The organism is Planococcus rifietoensis (assembly GCF_001465795.2).
Classification (GTDB): Bacteria; Bacillota; Bacilli; order Bacillales_A; family Planococcaceae; genus Planococcus; species Planococcus rifietoensis.
Window position 1 is genome coordinate 3,322,537 of sequence record NZ_CP013659.2, and the last position, 22,026, is coordinate 3,344,562.

At 47.8% G+C, this 22,026-nt stretch carries 36 protein-coding genes; all 36 read left to right on the plus strand.

The genetic code is table 11. The annotated features are described in order from the left end of the window. The first annotated feature begins 14 nt into the window (after positions 1–14). The 36 genes from leuB (at position 15) to AUC31_RS16625 (ending at position 21,997) form a co-directional block, all read left to right on the plus strand. Positions 15–1,115, plus strand: a complete 1,101-nt coding sequence (leuB, locus tag AUC31_RS16455; RefSeq protein WP_058382168.1) for a 3-isopropylmalate dehydrogenase — start codon at positions 15–17, stop codon at positions 1,113–1,115. 19 nt (positions 1,116–1,134) lie between these two features. After that, positions 1,135–2,553, plus strand: a complete 1,419-nt coding sequence (gene leuC / locus AUC31_RS16460) for a 3-isopropylmalate dehydratase large subunit (protein ID WP_058382167.1) — start codon at positions 1,135–1,137, stop codon at positions 2,551–2,553. Between the two features lie 18 nt (positions 2,554–2,571). Beyond that, positions 2,572–3,165 (plus strand): 3-isopropylmalate dehydratase small subunit, encoded by a 594-nt coding sequence (leuD, locus tag AUC31_RS16465; RefSeq protein ID WP_058382166.1) that lies wholly within the window; start codon positions 2,572–2,574, stop codon positions 3,163–3,165. A 143-nt stretch (positions 3,166–3,308) separates the two neighbouring features. Then, on the plus strand, positions 3,309–4,637 hold the full coding sequence (locus AUC31_RS16470) for a Na+/H+ antiporter family protein (RefSeq protein WP_058382165.1): 1,329 nt from the start codon (positions 3,309–3,311) through the stop codon (positions 4,635–4,637). A gap of 256 nt (positions 4,638–4,893) precedes the next feature. After that, positions 4,894–5,202, plus strand: coding sequence for a 30S ribosomal protein S10 (rpsJ, locus tag AUC31_RS16475; protein ID WP_058383733.1), 309 nt, complete (start codon positions 4,894–4,896; stop codon positions 5,200–5,202). Between the two features lie 49 nt (positions 5,203–5,251). Further along, on the plus strand, positions 5,252–5,881 hold the full coding sequence (rplC, locus tag AUC31_RS16480) for a 50S ribosomal protein L3 (RefSeq protein WP_058382164.1): 630 nt from the start codon (positions 5,252–5,254) through the stop codon (positions 5,879–5,881). 28 nt (positions 5,882–5,909) lie between these two features. Beyond that, positions 5,910–6,533, plus strand: a complete 624-nt coding sequence (gene rplD, locus AUC31_RS16485) for a 50S ribosomal protein L4 (RefSeq protein ID WP_058382163.1) — start codon at positions 5,910–5,912, stop codon at positions 6,531–6,533. Continuing rightward, positions 6,533–6,817, plus strand: coding sequence for a 50S ribosomal protein L23 (rplW, locus tag AUC31_RS16490; RefSeq protein WP_058382162.1), 285 nt, complete (start codon positions 6,533–6,535; stop codon positions 6,815–6,817). Before rplD ends, rplW begins: the two co-directional genes overlap by 1 nt. A 47-nt stretch (positions 6,818–6,864) precedes the next feature. After that, entirely contained in the window at positions 6,865–7,695 is an 831-nt protein-coding gene (rplB, locus tag AUC31_RS16495) for a 50S ribosomal protein L2 (protein WP_058382161.1), read from the plus strand. A gap of 60 nt (positions 7,696–7,755) precedes the next feature. Next, on the plus strand, positions 7,756–8,034 hold the full coding sequence (gene rpsS, locus AUC31_RS16500) for a 30S ribosomal protein S19 (protein ID WP_058382160.1): 279 nt from the start codon (positions 7,756–7,758) through the stop codon (positions 8,032–8,034). Between the two features lie 19 nt (positions 8,035–8,053). Beyond that, positions 8,054–8,395, plus strand: a complete 342-nt coding sequence (gene rplV / locus AUC31_RS16505; protein WP_058382159.1) for a 50S ribosomal protein L22 — start codon at positions 8,054–8,056, stop codon at positions 8,393–8,395. Positions 8,396–8,398: 3 nt separating this feature from the next. Continuing rightward, positions 8,399–9,055, plus strand: coding sequence for a 30S ribosomal protein S3 (rpsC, locus tag AUC31_RS16510; RefSeq protein ID WP_058382158.1), 657 nt, complete (start codon positions 8,399–8,401; stop codon positions 9,053–9,055). A gap of 1 nt (position 9,056) precedes the next feature. After that, positions 9,057–9,491 carry a 50S ribosomal protein L16 gene (rplP, locus tag AUC31_RS16515; RefSeq protein ID WP_058382157.1) on the plus strand — a complete coding sequence of 145 codons (435 nt, stop codon included), beginning with the start codon at positions 9,057–9,059 and terminating at the stop codon, positions 9,489–9,491. Then, a complete protein-coding gene (rpmC, locus tag AUC31_RS16520; RefSeq protein ID WP_058382156.1) occupies positions 9,481–9,681 on the plus strand; it encodes a 50S ribosomal protein L29 in 201 nt (66 codons plus the stop codon). The genes rplP and rpmC overlap by 11 nt, the downstream gene beginning before the upstream one ends. Positions 9,682–9,704: 23 nt before the next feature. Beyond that, a complete protein-coding gene (gene rpsQ, locus AUC31_RS16525) occupies positions 9,705–9,968 on the plus strand; it encodes a 30S ribosomal protein S17 (protein ID WP_058382155.1) in 264 nt (87 codons plus the stop codon). 47 nt (positions 9,969–10,015) lie between these two features. Continuing rightward, positions 10,016–10,384 carry a 50S ribosomal protein L14 gene (rplN, locus tag AUC31_RS16530; protein ID WP_033542790.1) on the plus strand — a complete coding sequence of 123 codons (369 nt, stop codon included), beginning with the start codon at positions 10,016–10,018 and terminating at the stop codon, positions 10,382–10,384. Between the two features lie 36 nt (positions 10,385–10,420). Then, positions 10,421–10,732, plus strand: coding sequence for a 50S ribosomal protein L24 (gene rplX / locus AUC31_RS16535; RefSeq protein ID WP_058382154.1), 312 nt, complete (start codon positions 10,421–10,423; stop codon positions 10,730–10,732). 27 nt (positions 10,733–10,759) lie between these two features. Further along, positions 10,760–11,299, plus strand: coding sequence for a 50S ribosomal protein L5 (gene rplE / locus AUC31_RS16540; RefSeq protein WP_058382153.1), 540 nt, complete (start codon positions 10,760–10,762; stop codon positions 11,297–11,299). A 19-nt stretch (positions 11,300–11,318) separates the two neighbouring features. Further along, on the plus strand, positions 11,319–11,504 hold the full coding sequence (locus tag AUC31_RS17590; RefSeq protein ID WP_068489164.1) for a type Z 30S ribosomal protein S14: 186 nt from the start codon (positions 11,319–11,321) through the stop codon (positions 11,502–11,504). 29 nt (positions 11,505–11,533) lie between these two features. Further along, positions 11,534–11,932 (plus strand): 30S ribosomal protein S8, encoded by a 399-nt coding sequence (gene rpsH / locus AUC31_RS16545; RefSeq protein ID WP_058382152.1) that lies wholly within the window; start codon positions 11,534–11,536, stop codon positions 11,930–11,932. A gap of 30 nt (positions 11,933–11,962) precedes the next feature. Beyond that, positions 11,963–12,502 (plus strand): 50S ribosomal protein L6, encoded by a 540-nt coding sequence (gene rplF, locus AUC31_RS16550; protein WP_058382151.1) that lies wholly within the window; start codon positions 11,963–11,965, stop codon positions 12,500–12,502. A 33-nt stretch (positions 12,503–12,535) separates the two neighbouring features. Next, positions 12,536–12,898 carry a 50S ribosomal protein L18 gene (gene rplR / locus AUC31_RS16555; protein WP_058382150.1) on the plus strand — a complete coding sequence of 121 codons (363 nt, stop codon included), beginning with the start codon at positions 12,536–12,538 and terminating at the stop codon, positions 12,896–12,898. Between the two features lie 20 nt (positions 12,899–12,918). Beyond that, complete coding sequence (gene rpsE, locus AUC31_RS16560; protein WP_058382149.1) at positions 12,919–13,419, plus strand: 30S ribosomal protein S5; 501 nt, start codon at positions 12,919–12,921, stop codon at positions 13,417–13,419. Positions 13,420–13,433: 14 nt separating this feature from the next. Then, positions 13,434–13,616 (plus strand): 50S ribosomal protein L30, encoded by a 183-nt coding sequence (rpmD, locus tag AUC31_RS16565; protein WP_058382148.1) that lies wholly within the window; start codon positions 13,434–13,436, stop codon positions 13,614–13,616. Positions 13,617–13,649: 33 nt separating this feature from the next. Next, positions 13,650–14,090, plus strand: coding sequence for a 50S ribosomal protein L15 (gene rplO / locus AUC31_RS16570; RefSeq protein WP_058382147.1), 441 nt, complete (start codon positions 13,650–13,652; stop codon positions 14,088–14,090). Then, entirely contained in the window at positions 14,090–15,385 is a 1,296-nt protein-coding gene (gene secY / locus AUC31_RS16575; protein ID WP_058382146.1) for a preprotein translocase subunit SecY, read from the plus strand. Before rplO ends, secY begins: the two co-directional genes overlap by 1 nt. 57 nt (positions 15,386–15,442) lie before the next feature. Then, the gene (locus tag AUC31_RS16580) at positions 15,443–16,096 is read left to right on the plus strand and encodes an adenylate kinase (RefSeq protein ID WP_058382145.1); all 654 of its coding nucleotides are present in this window, start codon (positions 15,443–15,445) and stop codon (positions 16,094–16,096) included. 404 nt (positions 16,097–16,500) lie between these two features. Next, entirely contained in the window at positions 16,501–16,719 is a 219-nt protein-coding gene (gene infA, locus AUC31_RS16585; RefSeq protein ID WP_050613653.1) for a translation initiation factor IF-1, read from the plus strand. A gap of 37 nt (positions 16,720–16,756) precedes the next feature. Then, positions 16,757–16,870: a 50S ribosomal protein L36 gene (gene rpmJ, locus AUC31_RS16590; RefSeq protein ID WP_006828951.1), complete on the plus strand. Its 114-nt coding sequence runs from the start codon at positions 16,757–16,759 to the stop codon at positions 16,868–16,870. A 24-nt stretch (positions 16,871–16,894) separates the two neighbouring features. After that, positions 16,895–17,260: a 30S ribosomal protein S13 gene (rpsM, locus tag AUC31_RS16595; RefSeq protein WP_058382144.1), complete on the plus strand. Its 366-nt coding sequence runs from the start codon at positions 16,895–16,897 to the stop codon at positions 17,258–17,260. Between the two features lie 25 nt (positions 17,261–17,285). Next, complete coding sequence (gene rpsK, locus AUC31_RS16600; RefSeq protein WP_058382143.1) at positions 17,286–17,675, plus strand: 30S ribosomal protein S11; 390 nt, start codon at positions 17,286–17,288, stop codon at positions 17,673–17,675. Between the two features lie 127 nt (positions 17,676–17,802). After that, entirely contained in the window at positions 17,803–18,747 is a 945-nt protein-coding gene (locus AUC31_RS16605; protein WP_058382142.1) for a DNA-directed RNA polymerase subunit alpha, read from the plus strand. Positions 18,748–18,792: 45 nt separating this feature from the next. After that, complete coding sequence (gene rplQ, locus AUC31_RS16610; protein ID WP_058382141.1) at positions 18,793–19,167, plus strand: 50S ribosomal protein L17; 375 nt, start codon at positions 18,793–18,795, stop codon at positions 19,165–19,167. Between the two features lie 339 nt (positions 19,168–19,506). Continuing rightward, complete coding sequence (locus AUC31_RS16615) at positions 19,507–20,355, plus strand: energy-coupling factor ABC transporter ATP-binding protein (RefSeq protein WP_058382140.1); 849 nt, start codon at positions 19,507–19,509, stop codon at positions 20,353–20,355. Then, positions 20,331–21,203 (plus strand): energy-coupling factor ABC transporter ATP-binding protein, encoded by an 873-nt coding sequence (locus AUC31_RS16620; RefSeq protein ID WP_058382139.1) that lies wholly within the window; start codon positions 20,331–20,333, stop codon positions 21,201–21,203. The genes AUC31_RS16615 and AUC31_RS16620 overlap by 25 nt, the downstream gene beginning before the upstream one ends. After that, entirely contained in the window at positions 21,200–21,997 is a 798-nt protein-coding gene (locus tag AUC31_RS16625) for an energy-coupling factor transporter transmembrane component T family protein (protein WP_058382138.1), read from the plus strand. Before AUC31_RS16620 ends, AUC31_RS16625 begins: the two co-directional genes overlap by 4 nt. The last annotated feature ends 29 nt before the right edge of the window (positions 21,998–22,026 follow it).

Sequence of the window (22,026 nt, forward strand, 5' to 3'; positions counted from 1 at the left end):
GAGGAGGAATTACTATGGAAAAGACAATCGCAGTATTGCCAGGAGACGGCATCGGACCAGAAGTAACAGAAGCAGCAGTAAAGGTGCTAAAATCCATTGCGATGCGCTATGGGCACACATTCCATTGGAAATTCGCGGCGATCGGGGGAGCGGCAGTCGATGAATTCGGTAGCCCGCTGCCAAAAGAAACCGTTGAAGCGTGTGAAGCGAGCGACGCCATCCTCCTCGGTGCGGTAGGCGGCCCGAAATGGGACAACAACCCCGCAGAACAGCGCCCCGAAAAAGGGCTGTTGAATATCCGCAAACACTTCGATTTGTTTGCCAACGTCCGCCCAGTCAAAGCGGTGCCGGCACTTCTCGGATCGTCCCCATTAAAAGAAGAAATCGCGCGTGAAGTGGACATGGTCATCGTCCGCGAATTGACTGGCGGCTTGTATTTCGGTGAACCGAAACGCCACAATGAAAATTCCGCAGTCGATACACTCGTCTACACACGCGCAGAAATCGAGCGCATCGTCGATCAGGCATTCGAAATGGCCCGCTCACGCCGCGGCAAACTGGCGTCCGTCGACAAAGCGAACGTCTTGGAATCCAGCAAGCTTTGGAGAAAAGTCGTTGAAGAACGCAAGGCCGGTTATCCGGACGTGGAAGTTGAGCATATGCTAGTCGATTCGGCTGCCATGAAATTGATCACTAACCCACGGGCATTCGACGTCGTGGTCACAGAGAACATGTTCGGCGACATCTTGAGCGACGAAGCATCGGTCATCACCGGCTCACTCGGCATGCTGCCGTCAGCGAGCATCCGTTCAGATGGATTCGGCTTGTATGAACCGGTACACGGCTCGGCACCGGATATCGCAGGGCAAAACAAAGCAAACCCGTCTGCTGCGATTTTGTCGGCTGCGATGATGCTGCGCCAGTCGTTCGGCATGGAGTCAGAAGCATCGTCGATTGAAGATGCAGTTATGAGCGTCCTTGAAGATGGCTATTGCACAGGCGATTTGTCGGCTTGCGGCAATAAAGTCATCTCAACGGAACGCTTTGTGGAAAAAGTCATCGAAGAATTGGAACGGGAATTCGTGTCGGAACACATCATGTTTTCCTACGTGTAAATGGAAGGGGCACTCTGCTATGGCAAAAACGATTATTGAAAAAATCTGGGAACAGCATATTGTATTCGAAGAACCGGGAAAACCCGACCTGTTGTATATCGACCTTCACCTCCTGCATGAAGTCACTTCTCCGCAGGCATTTGAAGGCTTGCGCTTGAACGGCCGAAAAGTGCGGCGTCCGGATTTGTGCTTTGCGACGATGGACCATAACGTGCCGACGCGCAACCGCTCAGTGATCAAAGACCCGATTTCCCGCAAGCAAATCAAGACGCTTCAGGAAAACTGTGATGAGTTTGGGGTGCCGCTTGCAGGCATCAATCATCCCGACCAAGGCATCGTCCACGTCATCGGACCGGAACTCGGCCTCACACAGCCCGGCAAGACGATTGTCTGCGGTGATAGCCATACGTCCACGCACGGCGCGTTCGGCGCGTTGGCATTCGGCATCGGGACAAGTGAAGTAGAGCATGTGTTGTCGACGCAGACGCTGTGGCAGTCCAAGCCGAAAACGATGGAAATCCGCATCGACGGAGAGCTTGGCTTCGGTGTTTCCGCAAAAGACGTCATTCTTGCGATCATCTCGAAGTACGGCGTCGATATGGGGACAGGGCATATCATTGAATACACCGGTGAAGCGATCCGCAATTTATCGATGGAAGAACGCATGACGATCTGCAATATGTCCATCGAAGCGGGCGCACGCGCCGGCCTTGTCAGCCCAGACGAAACAACAGTCGAATATTTGCGCGGCAGAAGAAATGTCCCAGAAGGCGAAGCGTTCGAGCACGAAGCTGGGCGCTGGCTGGCGCTGGCAACAGACGAAGGCGCGAGCTACGATGTGTCGCATACCATCCATGCGGACGACATCTCCCCATTTGTTACATGGGGCACCAATCCGTCGATGGGCTCAGGCATTGCTGAACGTGTGCCGACAGCGGCGGATTACGACAAGCAGGAAGACCGGGATGCTTTGGGCCAAGCGCTTGCTTATATGCAATTGGAAGAAGGCGCACCGTTATCATCCATCGCGATCCAGCATGTCTTTATCGGCTCATGCACAAATGCTCGCCTCAGCGATTTGCGGGCAGCAAGTGAAATCGTCAAAGGCAGAACGGTGCATCCGTCGGTCACGGCGATTGTCGTACCGGGCTCTGAGACCGTCAAGCGTGCAGCTGAAGCGGAAGGGCTTGACCAAGTGTTCTTGCGGGCAGGCTTTGAATGGCGCGAGACAGGCTGCAGCATGTGCCTCGCCATGAATGAGGATGCTGTACCGGCAGGCGAACGCTGCGCTTCTACATCGAACCGCAATTTTGAAGGGCGCCAAGGTGCAGGGTCGATGACGCATTTGGTCTCACCCGTAATGGCGGCTGCGGCTGCGATTGAAGGGCATTTGACGGATGTCCGAAAGTTTATGAACGAACCTGTGCCCTCGGCATAACGGAAGGAGGAACTGAATTTGAAACCCATCAATGAAATTTCGAGCGTCTTGACGCCGCTCGACCGCAAAAACGTCGATACCGACCAAATCATTTCAAAGGAATTCCTCAAGCGCATCGAGCGTACAGGGTTCGGGAAGTATTTGTTCTACCATTGGCGTTTTGGCGCTGACGGTAAGCCGAATCAAGACTTTGTCTTAAATGATCCGCGCTTCCAAGGTTCCGAGATCCTTGTGGCGCAGGAAAACTTCGGTTGCGGCTCGTCCCGTGAACACGCGCCGTGGGCCATCCTGGACTACGGTTTCCGTGTCGTCATCTCGCCGAGTTATGCGGATATCTTCTATAATAACTGTGTGAAGAACGGCATCTTGCCGATCCGCCTCGAAGAAGCGGAAGTGGCTGCCTTGCTGGAAAAAGGCAAACAGGCGCCGTACCGTCTTGATGTCGACCTAAAAAACCAAACGGTGACGGCAGAAGATGGCGCCAGCTATTCGTTCGACATCGATCCGTACTGGAAAGAAATGCTGTTGAACGGCTGGGATGAGATCGCCTTGACGATTCAATACGATTCCTATATCCAGGCATACGAAGAAAAAACGCAGCAAGCCCAATAAAGCACCGCCGCTCTTTGCCTTTGGGCAGGGAGCGGTTTTTTGGTGCCATTCAGGAGCAGTTTTGCTGTGTTGACATCATTGTACAGATTTGTTACTTTAGTAAAGGACTTTAACGCTTTAGCAAACTAAAGGAGAAATGAACAATGAATGCAGTTATTATCGCGGTTTTAGTGATGCTGGTTTTAAGCTTGCTTCGGGTCAATGTGGTGTTCGCCTTATTGATCGGCGCATTGGCTGGAGGGCTTAGCGGAGGGCTTAGCTTCACTGAAACTTTGACTTCCTATACAGATGGTCTCGGTGCAGGGGCGACCATTGCACTGAGCTACGCCATGCTCGGCGGATTCGCTGTTGCGATTTCGCGTACCGGCATACCGGAATTGCTCGTTGCCGGTGTATTGAAGCTGGTCAATAAAGAAGGGGAGGCGACGCGCGAGAACTTGGCGAAGGCGCTTATCATCTTTGCGCTGTTCGCGATGGCCATCTTCTCGCAAAACCTGATCCCGATCCACATTGCCTTTATCCCGCTCTTGGTGCCGCCAATTCTGCACATCTTAAATGAACTGCGCATCGACCGCCGCCTTATCGCCTCGGTGCTGACATTCGGCCTGACGGCGCCGTATATTTTATTGCCGTATGGCTTCGGGTTGATCTTCCATGAGATTCTCGCTACGCAGATGGAACTGGCGGGCATGCCGATCGATATGGCGGATATCCCGAAAGCGATGGCATTGCCAGTCGCTGGCCTATTCCTCGGCTTAGTCGTTGCGGTTTTCATTTCTTACCGCAAGCCGCGTGATTATCGGACTGTAGAGGCAGCTACTACTATAGAAGAAACTCCAAAACGGACCGCTTCCGTTAAAGACATTATCGTGACGGTCATCGCCTTGATCGCAGCGCTCTTCGCGCAGATCCAAAGCGACTCGATGATCATCGGCGCACTCGCCGGTATCCTGATCCTTTACGTCTTCGGTGCAATGAAATGGAAAGAAGCGGATGATGTATTGACGGCAGGCATGCGCATGATGGCCTTCATCGGTTTTGTCATGATCTCAGCAAATGGATTCGCTTCGGTCATCCAAGCGACTGGTGCCATCGATTCGCTCGTTGAAAATGCAGCGGCTATCTTCGGCGACAATAAAGGCCTAGCAGCACTCGCGATGTTGATTGTCGGTTTGTTCGTCACGATGGGCATCGGATCGTCGTTCTCGACGATCCCGATCATCGCTGCGATATTTGTTCCGCTCAGTGTCGAGTTCGGATTCTCGACCTTGGCGATCATCGCTTTGATCGGGACAGCGGGCGCGCTCGGCGATGCCGGGTCGCCAGCATCCGACTCGACGCTTGGGCCGACCGCTGGACTTAATGTCGATGGCCAGCACAATCACATCTGGGATACGGTCGTCCCGACGTTCATCCATTACAATATCCCGCTCGTGTTATTTGGCTGGATTGCGGTCATGTTCTTAGGATGAGTCCGAAAGATTTCGACTATTATCGTATCGGTTGAAACTGAAAAGAATCCTGCTATACTAGTAAAAGCGAATGAAAAAGAATTTCGTGCAAAGTCTTGCGGAATTCTTTTTTATTTTGTATAATGGTGAATGTTGGTCTTTGACTGCGAAGAAGCGAGAGGTTACCGACACACCCGGCCGCTTTGCCATGGCGAGTGTGAGGAAAATTTTCGTGGAGAAGTCTATCCCAAAAATAGGCGAAAAGGGAGGGAAAATAATGGCAAAACAAAAAATTCGTATCCGTTTGAAAGCATATGATCACAGAATCTTGGATCAGTCTGCTGAGAAGATTGTTGAAACTGCTAAACGTTCAGGTGCTAGTGTATCGGGTCCGATACCGTTGCCGACGGAAAAGTCAATCTACACAATCTTGCGAGCTGTCCACAAATATAAAGATGCTCGCGAACAATTCGAAATGCGCACACACAAACGTCTGATCGATATCGTTAACCCGACACCACAGACTGTTGACGCGCTAATGAAACTGGATCTACCATCCGGCGTTGATATTGAAATCAAACTATAATTGGTAAACGAAAATAAAAAACATAAAATTTTGCAGGAGGTGTGACGACATGACCAAAGGAATCTTAGGTAGAAAAATCGGTATGACGCAAGTTTTTGCTGAGAACGGTGATTTGATCCCTGTAACTGTAATCGAAGCTGCTCCAAACGTAGTGCTTCAGAAAAAAACAGTTGAAGTGGATGGCTACGAATCGGTACAACTTGGTTTTGATGACAAACGCGAGAAGCTTTCGAACAAACCAGAGAAAGGCCACGTAGCGAAAGCAAACACTGCTCCTAAGCGCTTCATTCGCGAACTTCGCAATGTAAACTTAGCTGATTACGAGATTGGTCAGGAAGTCAAAGTAGATGTATTCGCAGAAGGCGATGTAGTAGATGTAACAGGAACTACGAAAGGTAAAGGTTTCCAAGGTGTTATCAAACGCCACGGACAATCACGCGGACCAATGACTCACGGTTCACGTTACCACCGTCGTCCTGGTTCAATGGGGCCTGTTGCTCCGAACCGCGTATTCAAACAGAAGAAATTGCCTGGTCAAATGGGCGGCAACACGGTCACTATCCAAAACCTTCACATCGTGAAAGTGGATGCTGAGCGCAACTTGCTTCTTATTAAAGGGAATGTTCCTGGCGCACGTAAATCATTAATCCGTGTTAAGTCGGCTATCAAAGCCAACTAATCACATTTAAAGGAAGGAGGAAACAAGAATGCCTAAAGTAGCTTTACTAAATCAAACTGGTTCACAAGTTGGCGATATCGAATTGAACGATCTTGTCTTCGGCATCGAACCAAATGAATCTGTACTTTTTGATGCAGTCGTTGCACAACGTGCTTCATTGCGTCAAGGTAACCATAAAGTTAAAAACCGTTCTGAAGTAGCCGGTGGCGGAAGAAAGCCATGGAAGCAAAAAGGAACTGGACGTGCTCGTCAAGGTTCGATCCGTTCACCACAATGGCGCGGAGGCGGAGTCGTATTCGGCCCGACACCACGCAGCTACAGCTACAAACTTCCTAAAAAAGTCCGTCGCTTGGCTCTTCGTTCTGCATTGTCTTCGGCAGTAGCAAACGAAAACCTGATGGTACTTGAAGGATTGGCTTTCGACGCACCGAAAACAAAGGAATTCACGAAGCTCGTGACTGACTTGTCTGTCGGTAAGAAAGCATTGTTCGTAACAGCTGACCTTGATGAAAACGTGGCACTATCTGCACGCAACATCAAAGGCATGACAGTTGTACCGGCAAACGGTATCAACGTATTGGACTTGCTTGGCCATGACAAAGTTGTCATGACTAAAGGAGCCGTAGAGAAAATCGAGGAGGTGCTAGGTTAATGGAAGCACGTGACATTCTAAAGCGTCCAGTCATTACCGAGCGTTCTTCTGAGGTAATGGCGGAGAAGAAGTACACTTTCGAAGTGGACGTTCGCGCTAACAAAACTCAAGTTAAACATGCAGTTCAAGAAGTCTTCGGCGTTCAAGTTGAGAAAGTCAACATCATGAACTACAAAGGCAAATTCAAACGCATGGGCAAACACGCAGGCTACACGAACAAACGCCGCAAAGCGATCGTGAAATTGACTGCTGATTCAAAAGACATCGAACTATTCGAAATGTAATTGTATAAGTTCTGAACAAGAACTAATCAAAGAAGGAGGGAAACAACGTGGGGATTAGAAAATACAAACCTACCACTAACGGTCGTCGTAACATGACTAGTTCGGATTTCGCTGAAATCACAACGAACAAGCCTGAAAAGTCGCTTTTGCAACCGACGAAGCGTAAAGGCGGCCGTAACAACCAAGGTAAAATCACTGTACGCCACCACGGGGGCGGACATAAGCGCCAATACCGCGTGATCGATTTCAAACGTAACAAAGATGGCATTCCAGGACGCGTTGCTACGATCGAATACGATCCGAACCGTTCTGCTAACATCGCACTTATCCATTACGCTGACGGAGAAAAACGTTACATCCTTGCACCTAAAGGTGTTCAGGTTGATACGCAAATCATGTCAGGACCGGAAGCAGACATCAAAGCAGGTAACGCTTTGCCATTGCTTAACATCCCAATGGGTTCTACTATCCACAACATCGAGTTGAAACCAGGCGGAGGCGGCCAATTGGTACGTTCTGCAGGAGCTTCAGCACAGGTGCTTGGTAAAGAAGGAAAATACGTAACTGTCCGCTTGCAATCAGGCGAAGTTCGCATGATCCTTGCTACTTGCCGCGCAACTATCGGCGCTGTTGGAAACGAACAGCACGAATTGATCAACATCGGTAAAGCAGGACGTAACCGCTGGAAGGGCAATCGCCCAACTGTCCGCGGATCTGTCATGAACCCGAACGATCACCCACACGGTGGTGGTGAAGGACGTTCGCCAATCGGACGTAAATCTCCAATGTCTCCATGGGGCAAACCAACTCTTGGATACAAAACACGCAAGAAAACGAACAAATCCGATAAATTCATCGTGCGTCGCCGCAAAAAATAATTTGATTTCGCTGCGGTTCGCCAAAAGAACCGTGGTGCAATCACGAAGGGAGGATCCCAAATGGGTCGCAGCTTGAAAAAAGGACCTTTTGTAGACGATCATCTTATGAAGAAAGTCGAAGCGCAAAAGGAATCTGAGAAAAAACAAGTGATCAAAACTTGGTCTCGCCGTTCTACAATTTTCCCGACATTCATCGGACTAACAATTGCAGTATACGATGGCCACAAACACATCCCTGTATACGTGACTGAAGATATGGTAGGCCATAAACTTGGTGAATTTGCTCCAACACGCAAATACGCAAGCCATGGTGCAGACGATAAGAAAACAAGACGTTAATTGAGAGGAGGATTTCCCCATGCAAGCAAAAGCTGTTGCTAGAACAGTACGTATTGCTCCTCGTAAAGTCCGTTTAGTAGTAGATTTAATCCGAGGCAAGCAAATCGGTGAAGCGGTCGCAATTTTGAACCATACTCCTAAAGCAGCATCCATTGTTGTTGAGAAGTTGTTGAAATCTGCAGCTGCTAACGCTGAACACAATTATGAAATGAACATCGAGAACCTTGTCATCAGCGAAGTATTCGTTGACGAAGGGCCGACTTTGAAGCGTTTCCGTCCACGTGCAATGGGACGCGCGAGCGCGATCAACAAACGCACAAGCCACATCACACTAGTGGTATCTGAGAAGAAGGAGGGATAATTCGTGGGACAAAAAATTCATCCAATTGGAATGCGAATCGGAATCATCCGTGATTGGGAGTCGAAATGGTACGCTGAAAAAGACTACGCGACACTCCTTCACGAAGATTTGAAAATCCGTGAATACATCGAAACACGTTTGAAAGAAGCTTCAGTTTCGAAAATCGAAATCGAGCGCGCTGCAAACCGTGTAAACGTAACAATCCACACTGCTAAGCCAGGTATGGTAATCGGTAAAGGTGGCTCTGAAGTAGAAGTACTTCGTACGCAACTGAACGCGATGACTGGCAAGCGTGTCCACATCAACATCGTAGAAATCAAACGCGCTGACCTTGACGCGAAATTGGTCGCTGAAGGAATCGCACGCCAGCTAGAAAACCGTGCATCATTCCGCCGCGCTCAAAAACAAACGCTCCAACGCACTATGCGTGCAGGCGCTAAAGGGATCAAAACTCAAGTATCTGGACGTCTAGGCGGAGCTGACATTGCCCGTGCTGAGTCCTATAGCGAAGGAACTGTTCCGCTCCATACATTGCGCGCAGACATCGACTATGCGCACGCTGAAGCAGACACTACTTATGGTAAGCTCGGCGTGAAAGTATGGATCTACCGCGGTGAAGTCCTTCCAACCAAGAAGAATTCTGAGGAAGGAGGCAAATAATATGTTATTGCCAAAACGCGTAAAATATCGTCGTGAACACCGTGGCAAGATGCGCGGAGAAGCGAAAGGCGGCAAAGAAGTCGCATTCGGCGAATATGGCCTGCAGGCTCTTGAGTCTTCATGGATCACTAACCGCCAAATCGAATCTGCCCGTATCGCTATGACACGTTACATGAAACGTGGCGGTAAAGTCTGGATCAAGATTTTCCCTCACAAGCCATACACGAAAAAGCCTCTTGAAGTACGGATGGGTTCCGGTAAAGGTTCACCTGAAGGCTGGGTAGCGGTAGTAAAAACTGGTAAAATTATGTTCGAAATCGCTGGAGTATCTGAAGAAGTTGCACGCGAAGCATTGCGTCTTGCCTCTCACAAACTGCCAGTGAAAACGAAATTCGTAAAACGCGAAGAAATTGGTGGTGAATCGAATGAAAGCTAATGAAATCCGTGACCTAACCACTGCTGAAATCGAACAAAAAGTGAAATCACTGAAAGAAGAGCTTTTCAACCTTCGCTTCCAATTGGCTACTGGTCAATTAGAAAATACGGCTCGCATCCGCGAAGTACGTAAAGCGATTGCCCGTATGAAAACTGTGATTCATGAAAGAGAACTCAGTGGCAACAACTGATAATTCGAGAGGAGGTTGCAAGTATGTCTGAGCGTAACCAACGCAAAGTATACACAGGCCGCGTCGTGTCTGACAAAATGGACAAAACCATTACAGTAATGGTTGAAACTCAAAAAAAGCACGCGCTTTATGGCAAACGTGTAAAATACTCTAAGAAATTCAAGACTCATGATGAGAACAACGAAGCGAAAATGGGCGACATCGTTCGCATCATGGAAACTCGTCCACTATCAGCTACAAAACGTTTCCGTTTAGTGGAAGTCGTCGAAAAAGCTGTCATCATCTAATTTAAATAAGTTCGGAATCCTAAAAGTTCCGGAGGGAGGTTACCTAAGTGATCCAACAGGAAAGTCGTTTAAAAGTTGCAGACAACTCGGGTGCTCGTGAAGTACTTACGATTAAAGTGCTTGGTGGTTCTGGTCGCAAGACAGCAAACATCGGTGACGTAATCGTTTGTACCGTGAAAAAAGCAACACCAGGTGGCGTTGTTAAGAAAGGTGAAGTCGTTAAGGCTGTCATCGTTCGCACGAAAAGCGGAGCTCGCCGTAAAGACGGTACTTACATCAAATTTGATGAAAATGCATGTGTGATTATCCGCGACGATAAAGGTCCACGCGGAACACGTATCTTCGGACCAGTTGCACGTGAACTTCGTGACAACAACTTCATGAAGATCGTTTCACTTGCTCCTGAAGTTCTATAAAACATCCAACGTGCGATACCAAGGAGGTGCGACAGAATGCATGTAAAAAAAGGTGATACAGTTAAGGTCATCTCTGGTAAAGACAAAGGCAAAACAGGAGTTGTTTTGACTGCTCTACCTAAGAAAGACCGTGTGCTCGTTGAAGGTGTTAACATCGTCAAAAAGCATACAAAACCGAACCAGGCAAGCCCGCAAGGCGGAATTGTCAGCCAAGAAGCTGCGATCCACGTATCAAACGTGATGGTAGTTGACCCTAAATCCGGCGAGCCGACTCGCGTAGGATACAAAATGGAAGACGGCAAAAAAGTTCGTGTTGCAAAAAAATCCGGTGAAAAATTAGATAAATAAAATTCCTGAATGAGGGGAGGTACAAACATGAACCGCCTACAAGAAAAATATGTGAACGAAATCACTCCTGCTCTAGTGAGCAAGTTTGAATATTCCTCAGTAATGCAGGCACCAAAAGTTGACAAGATCGTTATCAACATGGGTGTCGGTGAAGCTGTACAAAACACAAAATCACTTGATTCTGCTGTTGAAGAATTGCAGACGATCACTGGTCAAAAGCCAGTCATCACAAAAGCTAAGAAATCTATCGCTGGCTTCCGCCTTCGTGAAGGTATGCCAATCGGATGTAAAGTTACACTACGCGGTGAGCGTATGTATGACTTCCTGGATAAATTGATTGCTATCTCACTACCACGTGTTCGTGACTTCCGTGGCGTATCGAAAAAATCTTTCGACGGACGCGGCAACTACACACTTGGTGTGAAAGAACAATTGATCTTCCCTGAAATCGATTATGATAAAGTTTCTAAAGTACGCGGTATGGATATCGTAATTGTGACAACTGCGAACTCTGATGAAGAAGCTCGTGAGTTATTGACACAATTCGGTATGCCGTTCCAAAAGTAAAGATGAGGGAGGCGTAAACGTGGCTAAAAAATCAATGATTGCTAAACAAAAACGCACGCCAAAGTATAAAGTACAAGAGTACACTCGCTGTGAACGATGCGGACGTCCGCATTCAGTACTGCGCAAATTCAAACTTTGCCGTATTTGTTTCCGTGAACTTGCATATGTGGGACAAATTCCTGGCGTCAAAAAAGCCAGCTGGTAATCCCCTAAATTGGGAAGGAGGTAAATGTAATGACAATGACAGATCCGATTGCAGATATGCTGACACGCATTCGTAATGCAAACATGGTTCGTCACGAGAAATTGGAGCTTCCGGCTTCCAACGTGAAAAAAGACATCGCTGAAATCCTGAAGCGCGAAGGTTTCGTACGTGACGTAGAATATGTTGAAGATGATAAACAAGGCATGATCCGCATTTTCCTTAAATACGGTGCCAACAACGAACGCGTCATCACTGGCTTGAAACGCATTTCAAAACCAGGACTACGTGTATACGCTAAAACTGACGAGGTGCCTCGTGTACTAAACGGTCTTGGAATCGCTCTAGTATCGACATCACAAGGTTTGGTAACTGATAAAGAAGCCCGCGCGAAAAAAGTCGGCGGCGAAATCATAGCTTACGTTTGGTAAGAAGCAACAAACGAATGGAGGTGCAACAGAATGTCACGTGTAGGTAAAAAACCAATCGAGGTTCCTGCTAACGTTACCGTTACTGTCGAAGACAACAATAACGTAACTGTAAAAGGACCTAAAGGCGAGCTTACTCGCTCGTTTAACTCAGATATCACAATCACGCAGGAAGACAATGTTTTGACATTGTCACGCCCATCAGATTCCAAAGACCACCGCACAATCCACGGTACAACCCGTGCATTGCTCGCGAACATGGTTACTGGAGTATCTGAAGGCTTCTCCCGCTCACTTGAACTAGTCGGTGTAGGTTACCGTGCCCAGCTACAAGGCAAGAAATTGGTCTTGAACGTTGGATACTCTCATCCGGTGGAATTCACTCCGGAAGAAGGAATCGAAATCGAAGTACAAGGCAACACGAAAGTCGTCGTTAAAGGAATTAACAAGGAATTGGTTGGAGCACTTGCTTCAAACATCCGTGCTACTCGTCCGCCAGAGCCGTATAAAGGCAAAGGGATCCGTTACGAAGACGAAAAAGTTCGCCGCAAAGAAGGTAAAACAGGTAAATAATGCTGCTTAGGCAGGCTGAAAGGAGTGACCTCAGTGATTACGAAACTCGATAAAAACGCATCCCGTAAAAAACGTCACGCTCGCGTACGTTCTAAAATCACGGGAACAGCTGAACGTCCGCGCTTGAACGTTTTCCGTTCAAACAAATACATCTACGCTCAATTGATCGACGATGTAAACGGCGTAACGCTTGCTAGCGCATCATCTGCAGATAAAGATTTTTCTCTAGAAACTAAAGGCAACGTCGAAGCAGCTGCTCAAGTTGGCGAAACGATTGCAAAACGCGCAGTAGAAAACGGCTTGAAATCAGTTGTTTTTGACCGCGGTGGTTATCTATATCATGGACGTGTGAAAGCTTTGGCTGAATCCGCACGTGAAAACGGCTTAGAATTCTAAAAGAAGGAGGGACACATATAATGCGTCGTATTGATCCAAACAAACTTGAACTTGAAGAACGCGTAGTTACGATTAACCGCGTAGCGAAAGTTGTAAAAGGTGGACGTCGTTTCCGTTTCTCCGCATTGGTTGTTGTAGGCGACAAAAATGGTAAAGTCGGTTTTGGTACTGGGAAAGCACAAGAAGTTCCAGAAGCAATCCGTAAAGCTATTGAAGATGCGAAGAAGAACTTAATCGAAGTACCTATGGTTAAAGGTACTACTCCACATCTAGTGACCGGGCGCTTCGGTGCCGGCTCGATTCTTATCAAACCTGCTTCACCAGGTACTGGTGTTATTGCTGGTGGTCCTGTTCGTGCGGTATTAGAGCTTGCAGGAGTACAAGACATCTTGTCTAAATCTCTTGGTTCTAACACACCGATCAACATGGTCCGTGCTACTATCAACGGTTTGACTCAACTGAAGAGCGCTGATGAAGTTGCAAAACTTCGCGGCAAAACTACAGAAGAGTTATTCCAATAAGGGAGGGAAATTACATGGCTACTAAACTAGAAATTACCCTCACTAAATCCGTGATCGGTTCAAAGCCGACACAACGTAAAACAGTCCAGTCACTAGGCCTGCGCAAAATGCATCAAACAGTTGAGCACCAAGACAACGCGGCAGTTCGCGGAATGCTTGATAAAGTCGCTCACTTAGTTACTATTAAAGAAGTTTAATCCCTGATTTCTATAGAAGGAGGTGCCAACCACATGAAACTTCACGAATTAAAACCAGCAGAAGGTTCACGCAGCTCACGCAAGCGTATCGGACGCGGAATCGGTTCAGGTACTGGTAAAACAGCCGGTAAAGGTCACAAAGGTCAAAAAGCCCGTTCAGGCGGCGGTGTCCGTCCAGGATTCGAGGGTGGTCAAAACCCATTGTTCCGTCGTTTGCCGAAGCGTGGATTCACGAACATCAACCGTAAAGATTACACTGTTGTAAACCTTGACGTGTTGAACCGTTTCGAAGAAGGCACAGAAATTACACCTGCATTGTTGATCGAAACAGGTGTTGTGAGCAAAGAGCGTTCTGGTATCAAGATCCTTGGTAACGGAAGCTTGGACAAGAAATTGTCTGTACAAGCCCACAAATTCTCTGCATCAGCTAAAGAAGCTATTGAAGCTGCCGGCGGTCAAACCGAGGTGCTTTAATGTTTCAGACAATCTCTAATCTTATGCGCGTATCTGATATTCGAAATAAAATTTTCTTTACTTTAGCAATGCTCATCATCTTCCGTATCGGGACATTCGTTCCGGTGCCGAATGTTGATGCGTCAGTACTCCAAGCTACTGATCAGATGGGTCTGATCGGTTTCTTGAATACTTTCGGTGGAGGCGCCCTAGCCAACTTCTCGATTTTGGCGATGGGAATCATGCCTTATATCACAGCATCGATCATCGTGCAGCTTCTGCAAATGGATGTTGTGCCGAAATTTGCTGAGTGGGCGAAACAAGGCGAAGTCGGAAGACGGAAACTTGCTCAATTCACTCGTTACTTTACAATCGTTCTTGCGTTTATTCAGGCGATCGGTATGTCTTATGGATTTAACCAAATGTACGGAGGTACATTGATTCAAGATGATTCGGTTGCGACTTACGTAGTAATCGCCATCGTACTGACAGCAGGGACAGCATTTCTATTGTGGCTTGGTGAGCAGATCACGGCAAAAGGCGTGGGGAACGGTATTTCGATTATCATCTTCGCAGGGATTGTCGCTGCAGTACCAGGAGCAATTAACCAACTTTATGCGCAGCAGATCCAAGGAGCTGGCGACCAGCTTCCGATCAATATTGCCATCATGGCATTGCTCGCACTCGCAATTGTTGCAATTACTGTATTGGTCATTTACGTCCAACAAGCGTTGCGTAAAATCCCGATCCAGTATGCCAAACGTGTCGCTGGCCGTGGCCAGAGCTCGAATGGGCAGCAAACGCATTTACCTTTGAAAGTAAACGCGGCCGGAGTTATCCCGGTAATCTTTGCAGTGGCATTCATCATCACGCCGCAAACCATCGCTTCTTTCTTTGGTGCCAACGCGTTTACGGAGGCAATCCAGAATACGTTTGATTACACGCGTCCTGTCGGCATGATCATTTATGTCGCCTTGATCATTGCATTCACGTATTTCTATGCATTCATTCAGGTCAATCCTGAAAACGTGGCGGACAACTTGAAAAAGCAAGGTGCATACATTCCGGGAATCCGTCCGGGTAAAAATACGCAAGATTATTTAACAAGTGTGCTTTACCGCCTGACTTTTGTGGGAGCAATCTTCCTCTCAGTTATTGCGGTCATGCCAATTTTCTTCATCAACATCGCAAACCTGCCTCAATCTGCACAGATTGGCGGCACCAGTTTGCTGATCGTCGTCGGGGTAGCCCTTGAAACGATGAAGCAATTGGAATCGCAGCTTGTGAAACGTCATTACAAAGGCTTTATGAAATAATCAATGGGGAGGAACGTGAAAACGTTCCTTATCCACTTGTCTGAGGGGGCAAAACGTATGAATATTGTGTTGATGGGTCTACCAGGTGCCGGCAAAGGCACGCAAGCAGACGAAATTGTCAAGAAGTACGACATCCCTCATATTTCGACAGGTGATATGTTCCGTGCAGCTATCAAAGGCGGTACGGCGTTGGGCCTGGAAGCAAAGTCGTTCATGGATCAAGGTGCCTTGGTGCCTGACGAAGTGACGATCGGTATCGTCCGAGAGCGACTCAGCCAAGCGGATTGTGAGAAAGGCTTCCTGTTGGATGGCTTTCCACGCACAGTTCCTCAGGCTGAGGCGCTGGAATCTCTTCTGGCTGATCTTGGCAAACGAATCGAGCATGTCGTAAACATCCAAGTTGAACAAGACGAATTGATTGCACGTTTAACAGGCCGTTGGATTTGCAAAGTTTGTGGAACTGCTTACCATACTGTCTTCAATCCACCTGCAACAGCAGGCGTGTGCGATAAAGATGGCGGAGAGCTCTACCAACGCGAAGACGACAAGCCTGAGACCGTCACGAAGCGTTTAGAAGTTAACATGCAACAAACTCAGCCGCTTCTTGACTTCTATGAAGACAAGAACGTGCTGACCAATATAGATGGACAGCAGGACATTGATAAAGTATTTGCTGACATTGATGCTCTTCTAAAGGGCGACCGAGGTTAATTCCCGGCGCCGGGCGCAGTTAGTTGCCTCCATGTGGCTTTAAGGAGCACCGGAGATATGAATTTTCGAGAGCTGCAAAAGCAAACAAGGCTTGATTATATGAAACCGGTGAGGCTCGTTGCTCCGTGCAATTCCGCACCGGAGGTAGTATAATGAGTTTCGTGGAAGCATCTGTGTAACGGGTTTGGAACTCATCCAAGGCAGTCCGGGCAGTCGAGGATACGTGGGTCAGACTGGCTCAACCGGAACCCCCGAACTCCGCTGTCATAAGTGGGGAGAGGAACCCGGAGAAGGTCTTTCAAATGTCACTCATGAATTCCTGGTGAATGGATAAGAATTATTCAATCAGCAAATACTGTTTGAAGATGAGTACCTGATTTGTATACAGAAGGGAGACTGGGTCGATGGCGAAAGACGATGTAATTGAAATCGAGGGAACAGTCATTGAGACTTTGCCCAACGCGATGTTTAAAGTGGAGCTTGAAAATGGCCATACGATTCTTGCGCACGTATCAGGCAAGATTCGCATGCATTTCATCCGCATTCTGCCAGGAGATAAAGTAACAGTAGAACTTTCTCCTTACGATTTAACACGCGGTCGCATCACATACCGTTTTAAATAATCTTTTGCACTCCGGACTACTAAGGAGGTTGGGTTAGATGAAAGTGAGACCATCTGTTAAGCCGATCTGCGAAAAATGTAAAGTTATTCGCAGAAACGGTAAAGTAATGGTAATCTGTGAAAATCCGAAACACAAACAAAGACAAGGTTAATAAAGAAGGAGGTGCATCGCACACATGGCACGTATTTCTGGTGTTGACATTCCGCGCGACAAACGCGTTGTAATTTCATTGACTTATATCTACGGTGTTGGGAAAACGACTGCTCAGAAAGTTCTTTCTGGTGCTGGTGTTTCTGAAGAGACTCGCGTTCGCGATCTTACAGAAGACGAGTTGAACAATATCCGTGAACAATTGGATCAGTACAAAATCGAAGGTGACCTTCGCCGTGAAGTTTCCATGAACATCAAACGTTTGATGGAAATTGCTAGCTTCCGTGGTATCCGCCACCGTCGCGGTCTTCCGGTTCGTGGTCAAAATACGAAGAACAACGCGCGTACGCGTAAAGGTCCTCGTAAAACTGTAGCTAACAAGAAAAAATAATCAGTAAAGGAGGTTGTTTCTTAACATGGCACGTAAACAACAAACTCGTAAGCGTCGTGTGAAAAAGAATATCGAATCCGGTATTGCTCACATCCGCTCAACATTCAATAACACAATTGTTACGATCACTGATATGCAAGGTAACGCAGTATCTTGGTCTTCGGCTGGGGCTCTAGGATTCCGTGGTTCACGTAAATCCACTCCATTCGCTGCCCAAATGGCTGCTGAAACTGCTGCAAAAACTTCCATGGAACATGGTTTGAAAACTTTGGAAGTAACTGTTAAAGGTCCTGGTTCAGGTCGCGAAGCTGCTATCCGTGCGCTTCAAGCTGCTGGATTGGAAGTTACTGCAATTAGAGACGTAACTCCAGTTCCTCACAACGGCTGCCGCCCGCCAAAACGCCGTCGCGTATAATCGTTGGTCTGAGTAGGATTTTTGAACATCACGACTTACTAAATGTGTTCTGAATCGTAGCGAAAGTCTGTGACTATCGAATTCTTATGCAACGAAAATACCGACGTTTTGAAGGAGGGTAAACTGAATGCTCGAAATAGAAAAACCAAAAATTGAAACGGTTGAGATCGACAGCAATGCCAAATATGGCAAATTCGTTGTTGAACCCCTTGAGCGTGGATATGGTACCACTTTAGGTAACTCCTTACGTCGAATCCTACTTTCATCTTTACCTGGCGCAGCTGTTACTTCGATCCAAATTGATGGCGTTTTGCATGAATTCTCCACTGTCGAAGGTGTAGAAGAAGATGTAGCCTCTATCATTTTGAACATCAAGAAGCTCGCATTGAAAATTTACTCTGACGAAGAAAAAGTCATTGAAATTGATGTAAAAGGTGACGGAACGGTTACGGCTGCAGATATCACTCACGATAGTGACGTGGAAATTCTGAATCCGGATCTATATATTGCAACAATCGCGAAAGACGGCCACTTGCGCATGCGCATGTATGCTAACCGCGGCCGTGGATATGCCCGTGCAGATCAGAACAAACGTGAAGATCTTCCGATTGGCGTTATCCCGATTGACTCTATTTACACGCCAGTTTCACGCGTCAATTTCCAAGTGGAAAATACCCGTGTGGGCCAACTCGCTCATTTCGATAAATTAACCCTCGATGTCTGGACAGATGGAAGCATCGGTCCCAAAGAGGCAATTGCGCTTGGCGCGAAAATTTTCACTGAACATCTGAACATCTTCGTAGGATTAACGGATGAGGCTCAAACAGCTGAAATCATGGTTGAAAAAGAAGAAGACCAAAAAGAGAAAGTGCTTGAGATGACTATCGAAGAGCTTGATCTTTCTGTTCGTTCTTATAACTGCCTGAAACGTGCCGGCATTAACACTGTCCACGAATTGGCCAACAAGTCGGAAGACGACATGATGAAAGTTCGCAACCTCGGACGCAAATCACTTGAAGAAGTGAAAGTGAAGTTGGAAGATCTAGGTCTTGGCCTTCGTAAAGAAGACTGATTGCCCGATTCTTTCTGAACTATTCAACAAAGGAGGGAAACTTCAATGAGAAAACTTCAACGTACAAGTTCTCAACGTAAAGCGCTATTGCGTGACCTTACGACTGACCTAATCGTTCACGAGCGCATTCAGACAACTGAAGCCCGTGCTAAAGAAGTCCGTTCAACTGTAGAAAAAATGATCACGCTTGGTAAGCGCGGAGACATCCACGCACGCCGTAAAGCTGCAGCATATATTCGCCGTGAACTCGTGACTTCGACTGACGAAGAAGGCAACGAAAACACAATCTTTGCTTTGCAAAAATTGTTTGATGATGTAGCACCACGTTACGCTGACCGTCAAGGCGGCTACACGCGCATCATGAAAATGGGGCCTCGTCGCGGAGATGGCGCACCAATCGTAATTATTGAATTGGTTTAATCAGTTGAAGAGGGTTCATAGCCCTCTTCTTTTAGCATCATGATTTATACGACAATATGAAAAGCTGAGTGTTATGATGAGCGAGCCTTCGGGCGGCGTCTCGTCTAGCTCTACGCACCTCATTCAACCGGCGGCTTAAGCACCCGCAGGAGCCATAGAGATAGAAAAGCGCATACTCTGAATGAGGTGCGCGCTTTTTTTATTTAGTGATCAATTAATTTTCAGTGTTGATATTCCATAGAAGGGAATATGAACAGTGTAAGTTAAGCGTGGCTAAAGAATTCCCGTTTTACAGCACATAAGAGCAGAGTAGAGAAAGTTTAGAGGAGGCTTCAACACATGAAAGGAACCATTTTGTCATTTGAACAAGTGACATTCACATACGTACCGGGAGACGAGTCGGTCAAGCCGGCCGTCTCGGACCTATCGTTCTCGATTGACGAAGGCGAATGGGTGGCGCTGGTCGGACACAACGGCTCGGGCAAGTCGACAATCGCCAAATTGATGAACGGCTTATTGTTTCCCCAGCAAGGAACAGTCAAAGCGATGGGCTTGGAAATGTCTGAAGAAAGCTTGTGGGACATCCGCTCGCAGATGGGCATGGTGTTTCAAAATCCAGACAACCAATTCGTCGGGGCAACGGTACAGGATGACGTAGCGTTTGCGCTCGAAAATAACGGCGTCCCTCATGAAGAAATGGTGGTGCGTGTTCGTGAATCTTTGCAGCAAGTGAAGATGGCGGATTATCTTGACCATGAACCACATCACTTATCCGGCGGGCAAAAGCAGCGCGTGGCAATTGCTGGGGCACTGGCTTTGCGTCCGCGGCTGCTCATTTTGGATGAAGCCACATCGATGCTCGACCCGCAAGGCCGCCGAGAAGTCATCGAGACGATCCGTGAGCTTCGTGAAGCGACGGGCCTCACTGTGTTGTCGATTACCCATGACCTGGAGGAAGCCGCGCTCGCTGACCGTGTGCTGGTGATGAATGCCGGGCATAAACAAATGGAAGGCACACCCGATGAAGTATTTTCTTCCGGCGAAGAGCTGACGGAGATGGGGTTGGATCTGCCATTTGCGATGCGGATGGCCGGGTTACTGAAACAAGCCGGAGTGCCGATGACCGGCGAATCTATGACAGAACATGAGCTGGTGGAGGAATTATGGACATATTACTCAAGCAAGTAGGATACAGCTACGCGAAAGATACCCCTTTTGAAAAACGGGCGCTGACGGATGTCACACTGCACATACCTTCAGGCTCTTACACAGCGATCATCGGACATACGGGTTCTGGGAAATCGACCGTGCTGCAACATTTGAATGCTTTATTGCAGCCGACAGAAGGCAGTGTGCTGATCGGCGAACGGAAAATCGAAGCAGGGACAAAAGCGAAAAACTTGCGAGAGGTGCGGAAAAAAGTCGGCATCGTCTTCCAGTTTCCCGAACAGCAGCTATTTGATGAAACGGTCCTGAAAGACATCATGTTCGGCCCGCTGAACTTCGGTGTGCCAGAAGAGGAAGCTCGCAGACGAGCCATCGCCTTGGTCGAACAGCTTGGGCTTCCGGAAGATGTATTGGAGAAATCGCCTTTTGACTTATCGGGCGGGCAAATGCGCCGCGTCGCCATAGCAGGCGTTCTGGCAATGGAGCCAGATGTCTTGGTACTCGATGAACCAACAGCGGGACTTGACCCGCGCGGACGCCGGGAAATCATGGATTTGTTTTATCGCCTGCATCAAGAGAAGGGCTTAACAACTGTGCTTGTCACACATAGCATGGAAGATGCGGCGCGTTATGCGGATACAGTGGCCATCATGCACAGCGGCAAATGCGTCGCGACAGGCGATGTGCGCGAAGTCTTCGCGAATGAAGAGCAGCTCGGCGATTACCGCCTGGAGCCGCCGCGGACAGTGCGCATGCAGCGGGAGTTTGAAGAGAAAACCGGCTTGAAGCTGGATGAGCTTGCGCTGACTGAAGAAGCGCTTGCGCGGTCCATTGCGCAAGCGCTCAAGGAAGGGCGTGAGCTGAAATGATGGAAAAAATGATTTTTGGGCGCTTTATTCCGGGAGATTCGATCGTCCACCGAATGGACCCACGAGCCAAAATCCTGTTCGTCTTTTTGTTTATAGCGATCGTTTTTATCGCGAATAATGCCATAACGTATGCGATTTTGCTTGGATTTACCTTGCTCTCCGTGTTTTTATCGAAAATCCGGCTATATTTCTTAATTAACGGCTTGAAACCTGTCTTTATTTTAATGGCCTTTACGTTTTTCTTGCATTTATTCTTTACCGAAGGCGGGTCATTGCTTTTCAGTGTCGGTTTTGTAGATGTTTATGAAGAGGGGCTGCGGCAAGGGATATTCATCTCGATCCGCTTCCTGGTCTTAGTGTTCATGACCAGTATCCTGACATTAACGACTTCACCGATTTCGATCACGGATGGCATCGAAGTATTGCTTGGGCCATTCAAGCGCGTTAAACTGCCGGTCCACGAACTGGCGTTGATGATGTCGATTTCACTGCGGTTCATTCCAACCTTGATGGATGAAACCGGAAAGATCCTGAAAGCGCAAATGGCACGCGGCTCGGATATCGGTTCCGGCCCCATCAAAGAACGAGTCAAAGCCGTCGTGCCGCTGTTGATTCCGTTGTTTGTCAGTGCCTTTAAACGGGCTGAAGATTTGGCAACCGCCATGGAAGTGAGAGGCTACCGCGGGGGAGAAGGCCGCACGCGTTACCGCCAGCTCAACTGGCGCATTATGGACACATTGAGTCTATTGCTGCTCGTTGGATTTGCCGGATTGCTCTGGTATTTCCGAAGTTAACCAAAAGAGATAGCGATTCACTTAATTAG